Below are 18,604 nucleotides of genomic sequence, written 5' to 3'. Positions count from 1 at the left end.
ATGGACCTGTCGCTGATCATCATGCAGCTTCTCTCCGGGATCGCCCTTGGGTCGGTCCTGGTGATCACTGCGCTCGGGCTGACGATCGTGTTCGGCATGCTCGGGGTGGTCAATTTCGCCCACGGTGCGCTGTTCATGATCGGGGCCTATGCAGGGCTGTATCTGGCCTCGCTCACCGGAAGCTTCTGGTGGGGATTGCTGCTCGCTCCCATTTTGATCGGCGCCTTCGGCATGCTGATCGAGTTCGTCCTGATCCGCCGGCTCTATGGACGCTCGATCGATGATCCGCTGCTGCTCACCTTCGGTCTCAGCTACATCCTGGTCGAGGGCGTGCGCATCGTGTTCGGCAGCGACGGCATTCCGTTTCCGACCCCGCAGCAACTGATCGGCGTGCTTGATCTCGGCATCGGCTTCTTCCCGCGCTACCGGCTTTTCGTCATCGTGCTGGTGGCGGTGGTGCTGCTGGCGCTTTATCTCGCACTGGAGAAGACTCGTATCGGCCTGATCGTGCGCGCCGGCGCCCGCGATCCCGTCATGATGCAGGTGCTGGGTGTCGATATCGGGCGGGTGTGGCTTGCGATCTTCGGCCTCGGGGTTGGGCTTGCTGCGCTGGGCGGCGTGCTCGCCGGGCCCATGCGCAGCGTCAATCCGGAGATGGGTTCGCTGGTGCTGGCCGAAGCCTTCGTCGTCACCGTGATCGGCGGCCTCGGCTCGATCGTCGGAGCGGTCGTGGCCGGCCTCATGGTCGGCATTTCCATCAGCCTGGTGGCGCTGTTCGCGCCTGAAATGGCGACCATCGTCATGTTCGCGTTGATGGCGGTGGTGCTTCTGATCCGCCCGCAAGGCCTGTTCGGCGTCAGGGGGAGGACGGCATGACCGGACCTTCGAGCGGCGGGGTACTCGCCAAGCCCGCACCGAGCCGCCTCGGCCGGATTCTCGACCACCGCGTGCTGCTGTCCATCGCCGTTCTGGCGCTGTTGCCATGGCTGCTGCCGTCCAAGGCGCTGGCCGTCAACGTCCTGATCTACGGCGTCGTGGTGATGGGCTACAATCTGCTGTTCGGCTACACCGGCCTTTTATCGTTCGGGCAGGCCGCGTTCTTCGGCGCAGGGGCTTATTTCACCGGCATTGCGATTGGGCGCTACGGGGTGCCGTGGTTTGCGGCGGTCGGCCTCGCGGTGTGCCTCAGCACCTGCCTTGCGGCCCTGATCGGGCTCATCTCGACGCGCACCCGCGGCATCTATTTTTCCATGGTGACGCTCGCTCTGGCCCAACTGGTCTACTACGTCGCGCTGCAGGCGGCCTCGATCACCGGCGGCGAAAACGGCCTGCGTGGCTTCACCGTCGACCGCATCAGCCTGTTCGGCTTCTCGGTCAATTTCCTCGACCCCGTCAATAAATACTACGTGCTGATGGCCTTCGCGGGCTTGGCGATGTGGTTCCAATCACGCATCCTGAACTCGCCGTTCGGCGCCGTCATCGAAGCGATCCGCGAGAACGAGCAGCGGGCACGGGCCTGCGGCTACGACGTCGAGCGCAGCAAGCTGGTGGTGTTCATGCTGTCGGGCGCGATCTCCTCGCTCGGCGGCTGCATGTTGGCGCTGCATCTGTCGATCGTGCCGCTCGATATTCTGCACTACCAGACCTCGGGCATGATCGTGATGATGGTGCTCCTCGGCGGCGCCCGCAGCTTCTTCGGGCCCTTCGTCGGCGCGGCGAGCTTCCTGATTCTCGAGGACGTCATCTCGCTGTGGACGCCGCATTGGCAGATCTTCGTCGGCGCCATCTTCGTGCTATTCGTGCTGTTCCTGCCCAAGGGCATCTGGGGCACGCTGCTGGATGCGTTTCGCGTCGGAAAGGCGCGGCCATGAGCAGGGAGCTGCTTCGCGCCGAAGGGATCGGCAAGCGCTTTGGCGGCTTTGTCGCGCTCGAGGAGATTAGCCTGTCCTTTACGGCGGGACAGCTGACCTCGATCATCGGCCCGAACGGGGCCGGCAAGAGCACGTTCTTCAACATCCTCTCTGGCGCGCTGACGCCGACATCAGGCAAACTGCATTTTAGAGGCCGCGAGCTGAACGGCCTGCCGCAGCACCGCTTCGTGCACCACGGCATCTCGCGCTCCTACCAGATCACGAACATCTTTCCGGACCTGTCGGTGCACGAGAATGTCCGCGTCGCGGTCCAGGCGCTGACCGTGAGCTATGACATCTGGCGGAACCGCGCCAGGCTGACTGAATTGCATGCGCGTGCCGACGCGGCGCTCGAGTCGGTCGGACTGCTCGCGAAGCGGAACGAGCTGGCAAAATTCCTCTCGCACGGCCAACAGCGCGCGCTGGAGATCGCGATCGCACTGGTCTCCGAGCCGGAACTGCTGCTGCTCGACGAGCCGACGGCCGGCATGGGGCCGGAAGAGACCAAGGACATGGTCGCGCTGCTGGAGCGGCTCGCCGACAAGCGCACCGTGTTGCTGGTCGAGCACAAGATGAAGATGGTGTTGGGTCTGTCCAAGCGCGTCGTGGTGCTGCATCACGGTCGGCTGCTCGCCGACGGCGCGCCCGACGAAATCAGGAGCAATCCGGACGTCCGCCGGGTCTATCTCGGACAGAGTGAAGGCTATGGCTGAGACCGCATTGCTCGAAATCGAGAGCCTCCACGCCTGGTATGGTGCAAGCCATATCCTCCACGGCATCTCGCTGCATGTGAAGGAGGGCGAGGTGGTCGCCTTGGTCGGCCGTAACGGCGCCGGCAAGACCACGACCCTGCGGGCGATGATGGGCTTGATGCCGAGGGCCGAGGGCCATGTGCGCTTCGCGGGCAGGGAGCTGCTCCCGCTGCGCGCCCATCAGCGCTTCCACCTTGGCCTCGCTTACGTGCCCGAGGAACGGCGTATCGTGCCAGGACTGTCCGTGCGCGAGAATCTGCGGCTCGGCCTCGTCGCCGCCCGCCGTGAGATCGAGGAGCGTGCCGCAATCGACGAGATCGCCGAAACCTTCCCGCGCCTGAAGGAGCGGCTCGACCAGGAGGGCGTGACGCTCTCGGGCGGCGAGCAGCAGATGCTGGCGATCGCGCGGGCGCTGATCGCAAGACCCAAGATGATCCTGCTGGATGAGCCGTCCGAGGGCATCATGCCGGTGCTCGTCGAGGAGATGGGCGTGCTGTTTCGCCGTCTGCGCGATGAAGGCAAGACGCTGCTGCTGGTGGAGCAGAACGTCGAATGGGCGCTGCGCCTGGCAGATCGCGCGGTGATCATCGACCAGGGCGCGGTGGTGCACCAGAGCAGCGCTGCGGCGCTGCTCGCGGACAAGGACGTCCAGGAACGCTACTGCGCGGTTTGAGATCAGGCCACGACCCTGGCTCCGCGGCCGTCGAGACGCTGGCGTTCGTTCGCCAGGTACTCGGCGATCGCATCGGCCGGCATGGGTTTCGCGAAATAATAGCCCTGGATGAAATCGCACCCGAGTCGGCGCAGGCTGTCGAGCTGGGCACGGGTCTCGACGCCCTCGACGACGCAGGCGATCTCCATGTCGTCGCAGAGACCCGCAAGCGATTTGATGATCTTGTGGCTGACCGGGTTCTCGTTGATCTCGGCGACGAAGCTGCGGTCGACCTTGATCTTGTCGAGCGGCAACCGGTGCACGTGGCTCAATGACGAATAGCCGGTGCCGAAATCGTCCAGCGAAATGCCGCAACCCATCGCCTTCAGCGTGGCGATCGACTGCTGCGCGCGGACGAAATCGAAGGTGACGGCAGTCTCGGTGATCTCGAAGTCGATCCGGCGGGGCGACAGACCGCTTTTCTCAATGATCGAGATCAGCGGCAATATGCCCTCAGCGGCACAGACGTCGTGAGCGGACAGGTTGAACGACAGGCGGAGGTCGTCGGGCCAGGTTTTGGCCGTGGCGAGGGCGCGCGCCAGCAGCGCCTGTGTCAAAGGACGGATCAGGCCGATGCGCTCGGCGGCGGGAATGAAGTCGGCCGGAGAGACCCAGCCCAGACGGGGACTGTGCCAACGGGCCAGCGTCTCGAAACCCGCGGTGTGCTCGCTCATGGCATCGACGATGGGCTGGAAAACCAGCTCCATCTCGGCGCCAAAATCGGAGGTGCGCAATAGATTCTCGATCACGCCACGGCTGCGGATCTCGGCCTCGAGCTCGCTCGAGAAGATCACGGTGCGGCCGCGCTGATGGCGCTTGGCGTGATAGAGCGCGTAGTCGGCGCATTCATAGAGCGCTTCCGAGGTCGTCGCGGAGTTCGGGAACGATGCAAAACCGATCGAGCAGGACAAGCCGGTATGAGCGGTGTCGAGGTGGTAGGGCAGCTTGACCCGGTCGCCGATGCGCTCGCCGAGCCGCGTCAGGTCCGCGTCATCGGGGTCGCCGCAGACGATGAGGCCGAACTCATCGCCCCCGAGCCGGGCGAATTCCGCGCGCTGCGGGCCAAAGCCCTCGCAGACCTCGCGGATGCGCCGGCCCGCCTCGATCAGAACGCGGTCGCCGACCGAGTGACCGTAATTGTCGTTGATCGGCTTGAAGCCATCGAGGTCGATGATCCCGACCGCGACGCGGACGTGCCTGCGCTCGGCGTCGGCAAAGGCGCTCGACAGCTCGGCGAAGAAGCGGCGGCGGTTCGGCAACTCGGTGAGGGAATCGAGATTGGCGAGGCGGAAGTTCTCGTCCGAGAGCGCCTGCGTCGCCGCCTGTTGCGCGAGCAGCGACTTGCGGCTGGCGACGAGATCGGCGAAATCGCGGTAATAGATGAACAGCACCGTTACCATCGCGCCGGAAACCAGGAGGTTGTTGACGGCCGTCGCCTTCAGCGTCGGCTCGCCCGTGGCGAAGAAGAACAGCACATAAGGCACGTCGACGACCAGCGTCACGATCAGCGCCGCCGAGCGCAGATGCATCAGGGAGAAGATGCAGCCGATCACCGTGACCGCCATGTAGAAGGCGACCTGGCTCTTGGCGAAGGGATCGCCGTAGGGATAGAGCGCGAAGGACCAGGCGGTGAATCCGGCGCTGATCGGCAGGGTCAGCCAGTTGGTCGCACGCAGATTGCGCAGGATGTCGGCGTCGCTGCGCACCAGGTGACGCTGGCGTAGCCACCAATAGCCGCGCAACCCTGCGAGCACGGTCAGCACGCCGGGCACGATCATCGTCAGCCAGTCCGGCGCCACGTTCACGTAGGTGTAGGCCACCGCGATCGTGTTGCTCATGAGGATGAAGTAGAGCAGCGGGACCTGCTTGGAGAAGGCGCTGAACTGCGCGCGCATCAGATCCGGATTGTCGGCCGGAACGCGAAACAGCCGAACTGCGGCGGCGAGAACAGACTTCAAATCTGCAACAGGCATTGAAAATACGAGCCCCGGCTACCCTGAAAACGCCGGCGATCTTGCATGGCGCGGGTAAAGGGCGCGTTAGATTGATGCGCACCGACGGACAGGGTCGGGTCGGGCGCCACAGCATCTCTTCCGTTCGCAGGCGTCGGTGAGGCGGCGTTAACGATAAGGGGCCGCAGAAGCGGGCGCATCGGCTGCAAAGTCCGGCAAGAAGCCGCTGCTACGTTCTGCTAACCATGCGTGTCGGCGCAACCTCATGCCCCACCTCTCCCCGTCGGGCAGGGTAATCGCATAGGGGCGATGTCCCATGTCGGAATCTCAGCCGAGCAGATCGCGGCTTTCGTTGCAGGAGTAGAGGATCAGGCCAGAGCGGCCTGGCGCTCCCGGGCCGGTTCGCGGACTCGCTCGAGTTTCTCAGGCTCGGCGAGCCACGTGAAACTGCGCTGGCTCGCCTGTGCGGGGCCCTCGACGATGACGCCCTCGCAGACGATCTGTCCGCCGAGCATCCTGAACTCGAGCTTGTCGTAGCGCGGCATCGTCTCGCCGGGGGCGGGCGGCAGCAGCCCGACGCTTCCCTGGATGTTCAGCGTGGCTTCGCCGGTGCCGTGAAGCCGCGGATTCCACATCCTGATCCCGCTTTCCGCCCAGCGTTGCCGGATCAGCGCGGTGCGATCGAGGGGCTCCGCGGCTCTCGCGCGAACCTTCGGCGCGCTGCGGACTTCCGGAGCAGGCGACACGAGCGCCGGTGCGGGCGCGATCTCGGTGATGACGCTGGCCGTGTCGGCGGGGCCGTGCTCTGCGACCACCGCCGCGACGGGCGCAGCACTTTCCGCAACTACCGGCGCGATGGCGGCCGCATCGTCCGGCGAGGGATCGCTGTCGAAATCGATCTCGGAGACGGGCTCTGCCAGAACTTCGGCATCCACAGACGTGACGCAGGGCGCGTCTCCGCTTCGCTCGACGTCCACGATGGCATCAGAGGAGCGATCGTCGTCTCCGACAAGGGCGGGGCCATCAAGCGGATCATGCCCGACCGCGACGGGCGACGGCGATGTCTCCACCGCGGCGACGGCCTCCGCCGCGACCGGATCGTTGCTGATGGCTGGCTCGGGAGCATCTTCCGCCGTAATTTCGATCTCGGCGGCCGAATTCTTCTCTTCGACGACCGGCTCGATGTCGGACGGCGTGTGCCGGGCGGAATCGTCGCCGGCGACGGCCTCGGTCGGCGCTGCCGGTGGGCTCTCCGCGATGACGGAGATCGCGGCATCATCCTCGGCGGACGGAGCCGCGGCTTCGCTCACGGCCTCGTCGAGCCGCGAGGCCGTGCTAATTTCGGCGACTTGAGTCGAAGCAGTCTCCGCGATCTCTTGCGCCGCAACGTCTTGCGCCGCGATGTCCTGGACGATGACGGGCGAGACGTCTGCTGCGGCTGGCGTTGCATCAATGCTACCGCCCTGCGGCACGGGCCGAAGCCGGGTGAACGCCCATTTCACCGCAGGGATGCGGCGCAGCAACGATATCAGTCTCGAAAGCACTAGGCGTTGTCCAAGAGATACTCGGCGTGAGGCAATCGCTGATTCGCCAGCAATATGAAAAACTGCCTCGGCCGTCACACCTCTGTCAATGTAGCCGAGATCAATTGCAGAACATCAAACAGGGCGGTCGGTGCCGGTGGGTGACCTGATGAAGTGTCAGTCATCACCGACAGACCAATCGCCGTGAAGTCCGAGCGTGATCCGCCGCCGCCGACGTGACGCGACCACGATATGGCCGCGCCGGGTCAGGCGCGCTCCTCGAAGAAGGACGGCGAAGCGGGAGTTTCGATCTTCCGACTATTTGCCGGCGCCCGCGCTGCCGCCGGCCTGGCTGCCCGTGTTGTTGATGTTGGTGCCGCCGGCCGATGGCTGCTGCGCACCCTTGCCGTCGCTGGCCTCGTTCTGCATGTTCGACGAGCGTCCAGTCGTCATGCCCTTGGTGGCGGGACCTCGCGAGGAGGGGCCGACGTCGCTCTGGCCCGAGGCGCCCGGGGCGGGTTGTGTCTGCGCGACGGCGCTACCGGTTGCCAGCGCCATGATGCATGTCGATGCCAAGACGAGCTTCTTCATGGGATTCTCCTTGACGTTACATCCCAGACAATCCGCCTGCGCCAGCGACGTTCCTGCCGAATTGCGGCCATCGCTTCAACCCTGAGCGGTTGAACGCCGGGGGTTCCCGTCAACGTCCCAAACGGCTATTGAGGGACTATCATTGCTTGCTTGGAAACGACCCATGAGGAAGATTGCTACCCTTGGAGCGCTGCTGCTCTGGTCCACCATCGCGTTCGCGCAGGAACGCACCATCACGGTCGCTTCGACCACCTCGACAGAGCAATCCGGCCTGTTCGGCCATCTGCTGCCGCTGTTCGAGAAGGCCGAAGGCATCAGGGTGAAGGTCGTCGCCGTCGGCACCGGCCAGGCGCTGGACATCGGCCGGCGGGGCGATGCCGACGTCGTGTTCGTCCATGACAGGCCCGCCGAAGACAAGTTCATGTCGGAAGGGCAGGGCGTGAAGCGCTTCGACGTCATGTACAACGACTTCATCGTGGTCGGGCCAAAGAGCGATCCGGCGCGCATATCCGGCAGCAAGGACGTGGTCGAGGCGCTGCGCAAGATCGCGACCGCGAAGGCGCCGTTCATCTCGCGCGGCGACAAGTCCGGCACGCATGCGGCCGAGCTGAGGCTGTGGAAAGAGGCGGGTGTCGACCTCAACTCCGGCAAGGACAGCTGGTACCGGGAGATTGGTCAGGGCATGGGCCCGGCGTTGAACATGGCGTCGTCGTCGAATGCCTATGTTCTGTCGGACCGCGGCACCTGGCTTTCGTTCAAGAACCGAGGCGATCTCGCCATCCTGACCGAGGGCGACAAGCGGCTCTTCAACCAGTACGGCGTCATGCTGGTGAGTCCCGAGAAGCACCCGAACGTGAAGGCGAAGGACGGGCAGGCCTTCATCGACTGGCTCGTCTCGTCGAAGGGGCAGGACGCGATCGCCGGCTACAAGGTCGGCGGCGAGCAGCTATTTTTCCCCAACGCGTCCCACTAGCAGGAAGGCGACCGTCGATACCGCGACGCTGAGCGCGAGCAGGATCAGTCCGAGTCCGAGCGCCAGCGGCAGGTCGCCCTTGCTGGTCTCCAGCGCGATCGCGGTCGTCATCGTGCGGGTGAAGCCGCGGATGTTGCCGCCGACGATGATGATGGCGCCGACCTCGGCGATGGCGCGGCCGAACGCCGCGAGAAAGGCCGTCAGCAGCGAGGCCCGGCCGAGCGCGAACAGGAGCGCCAAGCTGCGCAGGGCCGACAGCCCATCGATCCGCGCCAGGTCGCCATACTCCGCCCACAGCAGGCTTGCGGGCCGATGCACCAGGGCGACCACGATGGGAGCGGCCAGCAGCGTCTGCGCGATGATCATGGCGGCCGGCGTGAACAGCAGCCCGGCGGCCCCGAGCGGGCCCGAGCGCGACAGCAGCAGGTAGAGCGCGAGCCCGACCACGACCGGCGGAAGGCCAAGCAGCGCGTTGGTCAGCACGATGATCACCTGCCGCCCGCGGAAACGGGTGATAGCGAGCAAGGCTCCGATCGGCGCGCCGATCATGAGAGCAATGATGCTCGCGGTCAGGCTGACGCGCACCGACAAGGCGACGATGCCGAGCAGCTCGGCGTCGGCTTCGCCGATGAGCGAGAACGCAGCGCCAATGGATCGAGCGAAGTCGTTCATCCGGCCTGACGCTGTTGCGCCGGCAGCAGATCGAGCACCTGTTCGAAGGGACGGCAAAGCCTGACGCCCTTCGGCGTCACGACGATCGGCCTGTTGATCAGAATCGGATGCGCCATCATCGCGTCGAGCAGCTGATCGTCGGTCAGCGCGGGGTCGTCGAGCCCGAGCTCTGCGTAAGCGGGCGCCTTGTCGCGAACCGCCTCGCGCACCGAGATCCCCATGCGTGCGATGAGCTGCTGCAGCAATGCCCTCGATGGCGGTGTCTTCAGATATTCGACCACATGCGGCTCGATGCCCGCGTTTCGGATGGTCGCGAGCGTCGTGCGCGACGTGCCGCATTCGGGATTGTGGTAGATGATTACGTCCATTCGAAAAGCCCCCGCGCTCAGCAGCGGCTGAGCTGCTTCCGGACCCTCGCGCGGTCTCGCCGCGGCGAGCCGGCAACGGGCCTGTCGCGGACTAGACCACGATTCACAGCGCAATTTCCAGAAGCGGGCGCCGCGTGGTCCCATTCGTGGAGCCCAAGGGCGATCCGAAGCGTCCGGGCCGGACGTCTCTCCGCCGGGCGGCGCCGGGCCAAATTCGGGGTCAAACCGCTTGCCCGGCGGCAAAATTGTGCCGTTTCGCGGCCGAGGGCGGCTTTATTCTGGCCCTGGATGCTTTAAGGAGAGGGCAGATCAGGTCGCAGCCGCGTTGTGGCGGTGCTAGACCCTGGTGCAGGAACAATGGGCCGTGCCGGCCGGCGCGCCCGCAAGGATGAAGGATATGAGGCAATGATCCAGACCGTTGGCATCATCGGGGCAGGGACCATGGGCAATGGCATCGCGCAGGTCTGCGCGGCGGCGGGGCTCTCGGTCGTGATGGTCGACATTTCCGATGCGGCCGTGAACCGCGGGCTTTCGACCGTCGGCGGCAGCCTCGAACGCCTGGTCAAGAAGGAGAAGATGTCGACTGCCGATCGCGATGCCACGCTCAAGCGCATCACCGGCACCACCGACCGGGCGAAGCTGTCGGATTGCGACCTGGTCATCGAGGCCGCGACCGAGAACGAGGAGCTCAAGGTCAAGATCCTGAAGGACCTCTGCGCCACCTTGTCGCCGCGCACGCTGGTCGCGACCAACACCTCGTCGATCTCGATCACCAAGCTCGCCGCCGCGACCGACCGTCCCGATCGCTTCATCGGCATGCACTTCTTCAACCCGGTTCCGGTGATGGCCCTGCTGGAGCTGATCCGCGGCCTGCAGACCTCCGACGACACCCATGCCAAGGCGCTCGATTTCGCCAAGCGTGTCGGCAAGGTGGCGATCACCGCCAAGAACAGCCCGGGCTTTGCCGTCAATCGCATCCTGTGTCCGATGATCAACGAAGCGATCTTCGCGCTCCAGGAAGGGATCGCGACCGCGGAAGAGATCGACGCCGGCATGAAGCTCGGCTGCAACCATCCGATCGGGCCGCTCGCTCTGGCCGATCTGGTCGGGCTCGACACCATGCTTTCGGTGATGGAGGTCTTTTACAAGGGCTTCAACGATCCTAAATACCGGCCAGCGCCGCTGCTGAAGGAAATGGTCGATGCCGGCCATCTCGGCCGCAAGACCGGGCAGGGCTTTTACACCTACAGCGCCTGATCAGGCGGCCGGCGGCGGGCCTTCGCGTTCGCCGCCGGATCCCGCACTTTGCGCTGCGACAAAGACGCCGCGCGCAACCGGTCCGACAATGTCGAGCGGACCCGCGGGAACAACGGAACGGACACAGAGGACATGTCGGATCGACTGAAGGCCGAGCGCGAGGCGGCGGCCGCACGGCGAAGCCTGTTGACGCAGGATGCGATCGAGCGCACCGGGATCACCGAGGAGATGATCGCGGAACTCGTCACCCGCTTCTACGGACGGGTGCGCGAAGATGCAAAGCTGGGTCCGGTGTTTGGCGTCGTGCAGAACTGGGACGAGCATCTCGCCAAGCTCAGGGATTTCTGGTCCTCGGTGGTGCTGATGAGCGGCCGCTATCACGGCTCGCCGATGCGGGCGCATTTGCCGCTCGGCTTGGCTGGTGACCATTTCGACCGCTGGCTCGATCTGTTCGAGCAAACCGCGCGCGAGGTCTGCCCACCGGCGGCGGCCAGCCTGTTCATCGACAAGGCGCGGCGCATCGCCGACAGTTTCGAAATGGCGTCGGCAACCGTTGCCGGTTCGATCGCCGCGCCGCGCCACGTGCTCAGGCCCTGACGAGACCGGCTGTCTGCAGCATATGCAGCGGCGGACGCGCAGCCTTTGCGCAGCGCGACGAAAAGCGCACTGCACCAATTCCGTCATCATCGGTCTGATCTGCAAAATCATCATGCCGATCGCGCGGCGTGACGTTGCAATCGCGAAAACGCTTTGGTTGCATTCGGTCTTGCTCAATCAACGCGAGCAAAGCCATATTGATGCACTGCGGTGCCAATTCTTCGCCTTGTTTTCGGCAGAGTTCCAGCGCCTGCTTGTGAACATGTCCCGCGCATCGTTTACCACCAATACCACATCGTCCGAAAGCTCCAGGGAGCCCGACGCCGAGGTCGATGCCGAGCAGACGCGGCGAACGGTCCTGCTCGGCGCGCTCGCCGTCACCGCCTGCCTCGGCTGCTCCGCGCATGCGCGCGCAGGTGAGGATCCGCCCGGGTCCGACGAACGGCCCCAGAAAGGCGATGTGCTCGTCTACTCCCAAGGCGACAAGGAGGGAAAGCTGATCACCGCGGCCGATCTGAACGCCGGGGGACCGCCGGTGCATGCCTGGCCGAAGGATCCCAACACATCGGTCGTGCGCAGCGGCTCGCGGCTCAACGAGATCCTGATCATCCGGCTCGATCCCGCCGAGCTCGACGAGAAGACTCGCGCGCGGGCCGTCGACGGCATCATCGCCTATTCGGCGATCTGCTCGCATGCGGGCTGCCCCGTCACCGCCTGGGTGAAGAGCGATGTCGGCGACAAGGAGGTGTTCAAATGCATGTGCCACAACTCCGAATTCGATCCGCGCGCCGGCGCGCAAGTCGTGTTCGGACCGGCGCCGCGACGGCTCGCGGCGCTGCCGCTGGCGCTGGCTGACGGTTCGCTCAGCATCGCCGGCAATTTCATGGGAAAGGTAGGTGGCACGCAGCCAGGATGATGGACGGTTGCGGGCCCGGCCCGCGTCACGAAAGGCCGCATCCGCCAACGGCGGGCGGGGGACGAACGACAAGAATTCACAACAAGAATTCAGAACGGATGAAAAGGGGAACGTCCATGACAACTTCCATGACCAGGAAGCAATGGTTACTGTCCGGCTTCGTCGCCTTCACGTGTCTTGCATCCACTGCCGCCGTGTCCGGTCCGATCGAGAATTACTCGCCGGTCACCGCACAGCGATTGGAGAATCCGGAGCCGAAAAACTGGATGCTCTACCGGCGCACCTATGACGGGCACGGCTACAGTCCACTCGACCAGATCAACACCTCGAACGTGAAGAATCTCACGCCGGTCTGGACCTTCGCCACCGGCGTGGTCGAAGGCCACCAGGCGCCGCCGATCGTCAACAATGGCGCGATGTTCGTGACGACGCCGATGGGGCAGGTGATCGCGCTGAACGCGAAGACCGGCGACGAATACTGGCGCTACAAGCGGCAGCTCCCTGACGATCTGTTCCAACTGCATCCGACCAACCGGGGCGTCGGCTTGTGGGAGGACAAGCTCTACCTCGCCACCACGGACGATCACGTGGTCGCACTCGACGCCAAGACCGGTAAGGTGGTGTGGGATACCAAGGTCCAGGACTACAGGAAGGGCCAGTACTTGACGCTGATGCCGTTGATCGTCGACGGCAAGGTCATCGTCGGCGGCTCCGGCGGCGAGTTCGGCGTGCGCGGCTATGTCGTTGCCTATGATGCCAAGGACGGCAAGGAGCTGTGGCGGACCTACACCATCCCCGGCGAAGGCGAGCCCGGTCACGACACCTGGCAGGGCGACGATTGGAAGAACGGCGGCGGTTCGGCCTGGATGACCGGCAATTACGACAAGGAGACCAAGACGATCTATTGGGGCGTCGGCAACGCCGCGCCGTGGCCCGGCGACTCCCACCCCGGCGACAATCTCTACACCTCCTCGGTGCTCGCGCTCGATCCGGAAACCGGCAAGATCAAGGCCTACCACCAGTATCATCAGAACGATTCCTGGGATTGGGACGAGGTCGAGGCGCCGATGCTGATCGATCTGCAGCGCAACGGCCGCACCATCAAGAGCCTGGTCCATCCGGGACGCGATGCCATCTTCTGGGTGCTCGAGCGGACGCCGACCAAGATCAACTATGTCGCCGGTTGGCCGTTCGTTCATACGGACGTCTGGAAGGGCATCGACGAGACCGGCAAGCCGATCGTGGATCCCGCGCACAAGCCGGTGATGGGCAAGCGCGTCGAGTTCTGTCCGTCGCTGTGGGGCGGCAAGGATTGGCCGTCGGCTGCCTATAGCCAGAGGACCGGCCTCGTCTACGTGCCTGCCAACGAGAATTTCTGCGGCGGATTCACCGGCGAGAAGGTCCCGCTCAAGCCGGGCGAGCTCTGGCTCGGCACCAAGCCGGAAGACATCGGCCTGAAGACGAGGCCGGGTGCGGATCATTTCGGCGAGCTCCAGGCCTGGGATCCCGCCACGGGCAAGAAGGTGTGGCAGCACAACTTCCCCAAGTCGCAACTGTTCGGATCGGTCACGGCGACGGCCGGCGACCTCGTCTTCGTCGGCGGCACGAACGACCGCAACTTCCGGGCCTTCCACGCCAAGACCGGCGAGCTCCTCTGGGAGCAGAAGACCAATTCCGGCATCGTCGGCATGCCGGTGTCCTACGAGATCGACGGCACGCAGTACATCGCGATCCAGTCGGGCTGGGGCGTGGACGCGCAGCGCATCCAGGACGCGCTGGTGACCAACAACATCGGCATCGAAGCCAATGTGCCGCAAGGCGGCGTCGTCTGGGTGTTCGCGCTGAAGAAATAGCTCCGCGGGCGGATCGAAGACAGCGGAGCAGCAGGGGGGTGGGAATGCGGCGGACGGCAACGTCCGCCGCATTTTTGTTTGTGCGCTGGCCGTATGCTCGTCACGCCCGGGCCTGTCTCGCCTGCGCGGCCGTAGCCGCTTCGGCGCGGCGAAGGCCCGGGCGTCTACGTTCGTCGTGCCGCGGAAGGCCGTGGATGGCCGGGAGAACCCGGCCATGACGGCATGAGGTCGCAAAGTTTACTTGCCCTGGCGATCCACCTTGTCCTTTTCCTTCTGGTTCATCTCCTGAACCTTCGGATCCGGATTATGCTGCCCGGTGGTCTGGGTGGTCGAGGCGGGCGGGGCATTGGCGTTGGGCAGCGAGGTCTGGTCCGGCGTGCTGGGACGGGTGGCCGAGGTCGGCGGCGCGGTATTGCTTTGGGCAAATGCGCCTGCGGCCGTCAAAAGAAAGGCGCTCGACAGCGACACTGCGAGCGCCCTTGAGAGGTTTGTCATCGATCTGCTCCTGTCAGATCGATGGAAACGGCGCGAGGCCGCTTCCGTTCCGTCTTACGCCTCCAGCTGCTTGCCGATCGGCAAGCTCCGGATACGTTTTCCCGTTGCCGCGAAGATCGCGTTGATCAGCGCCGGCGCGAAGGGCGGGACACCGGGCTCGCCGACGCCGCTCGGCGGCGTGTCGGGTCCGGGCGGCACGATGTAGACGTTGGTCACCGCAGGGGACTCGTCGATCCTGACGAGCTGGAAGTCGTCAAAGTTCTTCTGCTGCACCTTGCCGTCCTTGAAGGTGATCTCGCCGTATTTGGCGAGACTGAGGCCCATGATCGCCGCGCCCTCGATCTGCGAGGCGATGCGCTCGGGGTTGACATAGGTGCCGCAATCGATCGCGGTGTCGACCCGCGGCACCGTCAGCTTGCCCTTGTCGTCGACGGCGACCTCGACGATGGTCGCGATGTAGCTGACGAAGCTGCGGTGCACCGCGATGCCCAGACCGTGGCCCTTCGGCACCTTGCGACCCCATTCGCCCTTCTCCGCGACCAGATCGACCACCTTGCGCAGGCGCGCGGTGTCGATCGGGTAGCTCTCCTGGGGCTCGCCGTAGTTCCAGAGGTCCTTCACGTTCGGCTTGACGATGCGAGGCGAGCCGATCAGCTCGATCAGCATGTCTTTCTGGTCGCGGCCGGTCGCCTGCGCGATCTCGCCGACCATCGATTGCACCGCGAAGGCGCGTGGGATGTTCGAGACCGACCGGAACCAGCCGATGCGGGTGCGCGCGGCTGCTTCCGGATTCTCGCAGGAGATGTTGGCGATCTCGAACGGCAGGTCGGCGAGGCCCATGCCGATCTCGAACGGGGCCTGATGCACGGCGCCGGCGGCAAAGGTCGAGGCGATGCTGGGAGCCACGCTGCGGTGGCGCCAGGCGATCACCTTGCCGCTCTTGTCGAGGCCGGCCTCGATCCGCTCGACCGAGACGGTGTGCAGGAAGCCGTTGTGAATGTCGTCTTCGCGCGTCCACTGCACCTTGACCGGCACGCCGAGCTCCTTCGACAGCAGGGCGGCTTCGAGCGCGAAGTCGCATTTCGACTTGCGCCCGAACCCGCCACCCAGCAGCGTGACGTTGACCGTGACATTGCCTTCGGGAATGCCGAGCGTCTTGGCGACGTCCTCGCGGGTGCCGCCCGGGCTCTGCACCGGCGCCCAGATCTCGGCCTTGTCGCCCTTGACGTCGGCGACCGCCACCGGCGGCTCCATGCTGACATGAGCAAGATGCGGCAGGTAGTACTCGCCGACGATCACCTTGTCCGCGCCCTTCAAGGCCGCCTCCGCATCACCCTCCGTGCGCACGACGAGGCCTGGCTTGCGCGAGGCCTCCTCGAGCTCCTTGCGATAGGCGACCGAGTCATACTTGCCGTTGGCGCCGTCGTCCCAGGTCAGCTTCAATGCGTCACGGCCCTTGATCGCCGCGCCGGTATTGCGCGCGATCACGGCGACGCCCCCGAGCGGCTGGAATTTCGACGGCCACGGCCAGCCTTGAACCTTCATCACCTTCTCGACGCCGGGGACCTTCAGCGCCGCCTCGGGATCGAACGAGACGAGCTTGCCGCCGGTCACCGGCGGGCGCGCGATCACGGCATATTTCATGCCCGGCAGCCGCACGTCGGCGCCGTAAAGCGCCTTGCCGGTGGTGATGTCGTGGAGATCGACCATGCCGATCTGGCCCTTGGTGAGGTAGCGGAAGTCCTTGGGGTCCTTCAGCTTGAGGCCTTCGACTGCAGGCACCGATTGCTTGGCGGCGTCCGCTGCGAGCTCGCCGAAGCCGAGCTTGCGGCCGCTGGCGCTGTGGACGACCTCATGATTGACCGCCTTGACCTCGGTCGCCGGCACGCCCCAACGCTTCGCCGCAGCCTGCTCCAGCATGGTGCGGGCAGCGGCGCCGATCTGGCGCATCGGGATCAGATAGTGCCGCGTGCTGCGCGAGCCGTCGGTGTCCTGATTGCCGAACTTGACCTCGTCGCCGTGGGCCTGCTGCACCTTGACCCTGTTCCAGTCGGCCTCCATCTCCTCGGCCACGATCAGCGGCAGGCTGGTGCGCACGCCGGTGCCCATCTCCGATCGGTGCCCGACGATGGTGACGATGCCGTCCGGGGCGACCGAAACGAACACGCGCGGATCGACCACGACGCCGTGCGGCATCTTGCCGGCGCCGGTCTCATAGGCGAGCGCCTGGCGCGACATCACGGGGGCGGCGAGGACGAAGCCGCCGGTGACGCCGAGCCCCTTCAGGATGCTGCGGCGCGAGACCTTCTCGACCCTGATATGCTTCTCGAAGCCGCGAAGCTTGCGGGGATTGTCGATGAAATTCATGTCACACTCCCGTCGATGCGAGATGGACCGCGTTCTCGATGCGTTGGTAGCAGCCGCAGCGGCAGAGGTTGCCGGACATCGCCTCGCGGATCTGGTCATGCGAGGGCTTCGGGTTGTCCATCAGAAGCGCGGCGGCCTGCATGATCTGGCCGGCCTGGCAGAAGCCACATTGCGGCACGTTGACCTGGCGCCATGCCTTTTGCACCGGATGATCGCCGTTCGGATGCAGCCCCTCGATCGTGGTGACCTCGCGTCCGGCGACGTCGTTCACCGACGTAACGCAGGCCCGCACGGCTTGCTTGTCCACGATGACGGTGCAGGAGCCGCACAGAGCCTGGCCGCAGCTGAACTTGGTGCCGGTCAGCCCGACCTCGTCACGCAGGAACCAGAGTAGCGGGAGATCCGGGTCGCCGTCCCAGCTCTGTTCCTGTCCGTTGATCTTCACCTTGATCATGGTCATCCCTCGCTCTTCATAAGCATGCCAAATTGAAAATTCGCCGACGCCGGTCGGCGCAATGCCAGTTGCATCGCATCCCGGCCCACCATCCCGCACGGGCAGATCCCGGCAGGGGGCAGGAATACGAATCTCGATGTCCGGATGTGGTCGATACCTCCCGTTTGTTCTTGTTTGATTGTATGTCGCGCGGCATCGTGACGGCGCGATCGTAGCAGAGATCGCGCCGGCCCGGCGTTCACAGCCGGGTGTTCTCACCGGGAAAAGACTGCATCGATGATTTGTCAAAAGCAGGGCGCACCGGCGCGCCGCGTGCACGTCGCGTTCGCAAAACGTGACTGCGGCTAAAAAGGCTTCGTCCGCCAGCAAGACTGCACGGACGAAGCAGGATGCCTCAGTCGAGGGAGGGAGAAACGCAGACGCCGGGACTTCGAGACGGAAGTCGGAGGCGCTACGCAGTCATTCAGAGACCAGGACTGAGGGAGCTCGTCACCCTCGTGGCCACGTGAGTTGCAGAGGCGGCGGCATCGCCGCCATCGTCCCGGCACCGGGGCCCGTCCGCTTCGCTGGCGCTGGTCGAAGCCATCGAGCGGACGGGGGCCGGCGAACGTCTAGCGGCCTCGCTCAGGCAGCCTTGGCTTTGGCGACGTGGGTCGCGATCGCGTCCATCAGCGCCGGTGACAGGCAATCATAGGGCTCGAGCCCGATTTCCTTCAACCGCGCACGAATGCCCGCCATCTGCTCCGGCTTCACGCCCGATTCGATCACGGAGGAGACGAAGGCGGCGAATTGTGGCGCCTGCGAGCCCTGCTCCTGGAACAGCTCGGGATGGATGAAATCGAGGCCGTAGAACGGGTGGCCCTTGTTCTCGATGCGGCCGTACATGTGGGTGCCGCAGGCCTTGCAGGCGTAGCGCTGGATCACCGCGGAGGGATCGACGATCTGGAGCTTGTCGCCGTTCTCGAGCACGGTGACGTTCTGGCGCGGCACCACGGCGACGACGGAGAATGTCGCGCCTTGCGGCTTCCAGCACTTGGTGCAGCCGCAGGCATGATTGTGGGCGACGTCGCCCTTGATGCCGACCTTGACCGGATGGTCCTTGCATTTGCAGACGAGCGTGCCGCCGGCAAAGCTGCCGCTGCCCTGTTTGAGGCCGTTGTCGATCGAGGGATGGAGTGCAACAGTCATGGGTCGATCCTCCTTGGGGTGACG

General features: G+C 65.1%; 18 protein-coding genes. 9 read left to right on the top strand and 9 right to left on the bottom strand.

Annotated elements, in window-relative coordinates:
- From WI560_RS23565 to WI560_RS23550, 4 genes are read left to right on the top strand one after another with little or no spacing between them, the layout of a single operon-like run.
- Positions 1-876 (top strand): branched-chain amino acid ABC transporter permease, encoded by an 876-nt coding sequence (locus WI560_RS23565; protein WP_375305066.1) that lies wholly within the window; start codon positions 1-3, stop codon positions 874-876.
- Positions 873-1,871: a branched-chain amino acid ABC transporter permease gene (locus WI560_RS23560; protein ID WP_375305065.1), complete on the top strand. Its 999-nt coding sequence runs from the start codon at positions 873-875 to the stop codon at positions 1,869-1,871. Before WI560_RS23565 ends, WI560_RS23560 begins: the two co-directional genes overlap by 4 nt.
- Positions 1,868-2,623, top strand: a complete 756-nt coding sequence (locus tag WI560_RS23555; RefSeq protein WP_375305064.1) for an ABC transporter ATP-binding protein — start codon at positions 1,868-1,870, stop codon at positions 2,621-2,623. The genes WI560_RS23560 and WI560_RS23555 overlap by 4 nt, the downstream gene beginning before the upstream one ends.
- Entirely contained in the window at positions 2,616-3,335 is a 720-nt protein-coding gene (locus WI560_RS23550; protein ID WP_375305063.1) for an ABC transporter ATP-binding protein, read from the top strand. The genes WI560_RS23555 and WI560_RS23550 overlap by 8 nt, the downstream gene beginning before the upstream one ends.
- A gap of 2 nt (positions 3,336-3,337) precedes the next feature.
- Here the strand turns inward: WI560_RS23550 and WI560_RS23545 are convergent, their stop codons facing one another.
- The 3 genes from WI560_RS23545 to WI560_RS23535 form a co-directional block, all read right to left on the bottom strand.
- Positions 3,338-5,347, bottom strand: coding sequence for a putative bifunctional diguanylate cyclase/phosphodiesterase (locus WI560_RS23545; RefSeq protein WP_375305062.1), 2,010 nt, complete (start codon positions 5,345-5,347; stop codon positions 3,338-3,340).
- A gap of 347 nt (positions 5,348-5,694) precedes the next feature.
- Entirely contained in the window at positions 5,695-6,948 is a 1,254-nt protein-coding gene (locus WI560_RS23540) for a hypothetical protein (RefSeq protein ID WP_375305061.1), read from the bottom strand.
- A gap of 219 nt (positions 6,949-7,167) precedes the next feature.
- Complete coding sequence (locus WI560_RS23535; protein ID WP_375305060.1) at positions 7,168-7,440, bottom strand: hypothetical protein; 273 nt, start codon at positions 7,438-7,440, stop codon at positions 7,168-7,170.
- A gap of 163 nt (positions 7,441-7,603) precedes the next feature.
- On the opposite strand from WI560_RS23535, the gene WI560_RS23530 reads away from it, so the two are divergent.
- Positions 7,604-8,413 carry an extracellular solute-binding protein gene (locus WI560_RS23530; RefSeq protein WP_375305059.1) on the top strand — a complete coding sequence of 270 codons (810 nt, stop codon included), beginning with the start codon at positions 7,604-7,606 and terminating at the stop codon, positions 8,411-8,413.
- Here the strand turns inward: WI560_RS23530 and WI560_RS23525 are convergent.
- The gene (locus WI560_RS23525) at positions 8,387-9,085 is read right to left on the bottom strand and encodes an ABC transporter permease (RefSeq protein ID WP_375305058.1); all 699 of its coding nucleotides are present in this window, start codon (positions 9,083-9,085) and stop codon (positions 8,387-8,389) included. The genes WI560_RS23530 and WI560_RS23525 overlap by 27 nt on opposite strands.
- Entirely contained in the window at positions 9,082-9,453 is a 372-nt protein-coding gene (gene arsC, locus WI560_RS23520; RefSeq protein ID WP_375305057.1) for an arsenate reductase (glutaredoxin), read from the bottom strand. The genes WI560_RS23525 and arsC overlap by 4 nt, the downstream gene beginning before the upstream one ends.
- Positions 9,454-9,858: 405 nt before the next feature.
- Between arsC and WI560_RS23515 the strand changes: the two genes are divergently transcribed.
- The 4 genes from WI560_RS23515 (at position 9,859) to WI560_RS23500 (ending at position 14,076) form a co-directional block, all read left to right on the top strand.
- Positions 9,859-10,710 (top strand): 3-hydroxybutyryl-CoA dehydrogenase, encoded by an 852-nt coding sequence (locus tag WI560_RS23515; protein ID WP_375305056.1) that lies wholly within the window; start codon positions 9,859-9,861, stop codon positions 10,708-10,710.
- 132 nt (positions 10,711-10,842) lie between these two features.
- Positions 10,843-11,307, top strand: a complete 465-nt coding sequence (locus WI560_RS23510) for a group III truncated hemoglobin (protein WP_375305055.1) — start codon at positions 10,843-10,845, stop codon at positions 11,305-11,307.
- Between the two features lie 262 nt (positions 11,308-11,569).
- Complete coding sequence (locus WI560_RS23505; protein ID WP_375308894.1) at positions 11,570-12,223, top strand: ubiquinol-cytochrome c reductase iron-sulfur subunit; 654 nt, start codon at positions 11,570-11,572, stop codon at positions 12,221-12,223.
- A gap of 128 nt (positions 12,224-12,351) precedes the next feature.
- Complete coding sequence (locus WI560_RS23500) at positions 12,352-14,076, top strand: methanol/ethanol family PQQ-dependent dehydrogenase (RefSeq protein ID WP_375308893.1); 1,725 nt, start codon at positions 12,352-12,354, stop codon at positions 14,074-14,076.
- A 237-nt stretch (positions 14,077-14,313) separates the two neighbouring features.
- Here the strand turns inward: WI560_RS23500 and WI560_RS23495 are convergent, their stop codons facing one another.
- The 4 genes from WI560_RS23495 to gfa all read right to left on the bottom strand — a co-directional run bounded on the left by WI560_RS23495 (position 14,314) and on the right by gfa (position 18,580).
- Positions 14,314-14,571, bottom strand: a complete 258-nt coding sequence (locus WI560_RS23495; RefSeq protein WP_375305054.1) for a hypothetical protein — start codon at positions 14,569-14,571, stop codon at positions 14,314-14,316.
- A gap of 54 nt (positions 14,572-14,625) precedes the next feature.
- On the bottom strand, positions 14,626-16,938 hold the full coding sequence (locus tag WI560_RS23490; protein WP_375305053.1) for a molybdopterin cofactor-binding domain-containing protein: 2,313 nt from the start codon (positions 16,936-16,938) through the stop codon (positions 14,626-14,628).
- 1 nt (position 16,939) lies between these two features.
- Positions 16,940-17,392 (bottom strand): (2Fe-2S)-binding protein, encoded by a 453-nt coding sequence (locus WI560_RS23485; RefSeq protein WP_375162041.1) that lies wholly within the window; start codon positions 17,390-17,392, stop codon positions 16,940-16,942.
- A gap of 624 nt (positions 17,393-18,016) precedes the next feature.
- Complete coding sequence (gfa, locus tag WI560_RS23480; RefSeq protein WP_375159297.1) at positions 18,017-18,580, bottom strand: S-(hydroxymethyl)glutathione synthase; 564 nt, start codon at positions 18,578-18,580, stop codon at positions 18,017-18,019.
- Positions 18,581-18,604 lie beyond the last annotated feature (24 nt).

The sequence above is a fragment of the Bradyrhizobium sp. A11 genome, from assembly GCF_042077125.1.
In the GTDB taxonomy this organism is placed as follows: domain Bacteria; phylum Pseudomonadota; class Alphaproteobacteria; order Rhizobiales; family Xanthobacteraceae; genus Bradyrhizobium; species Bradyrhizobium japonicum_B.
This window is presented reverse-complemented; position numbering and strand designations above follow the sequence as displayed.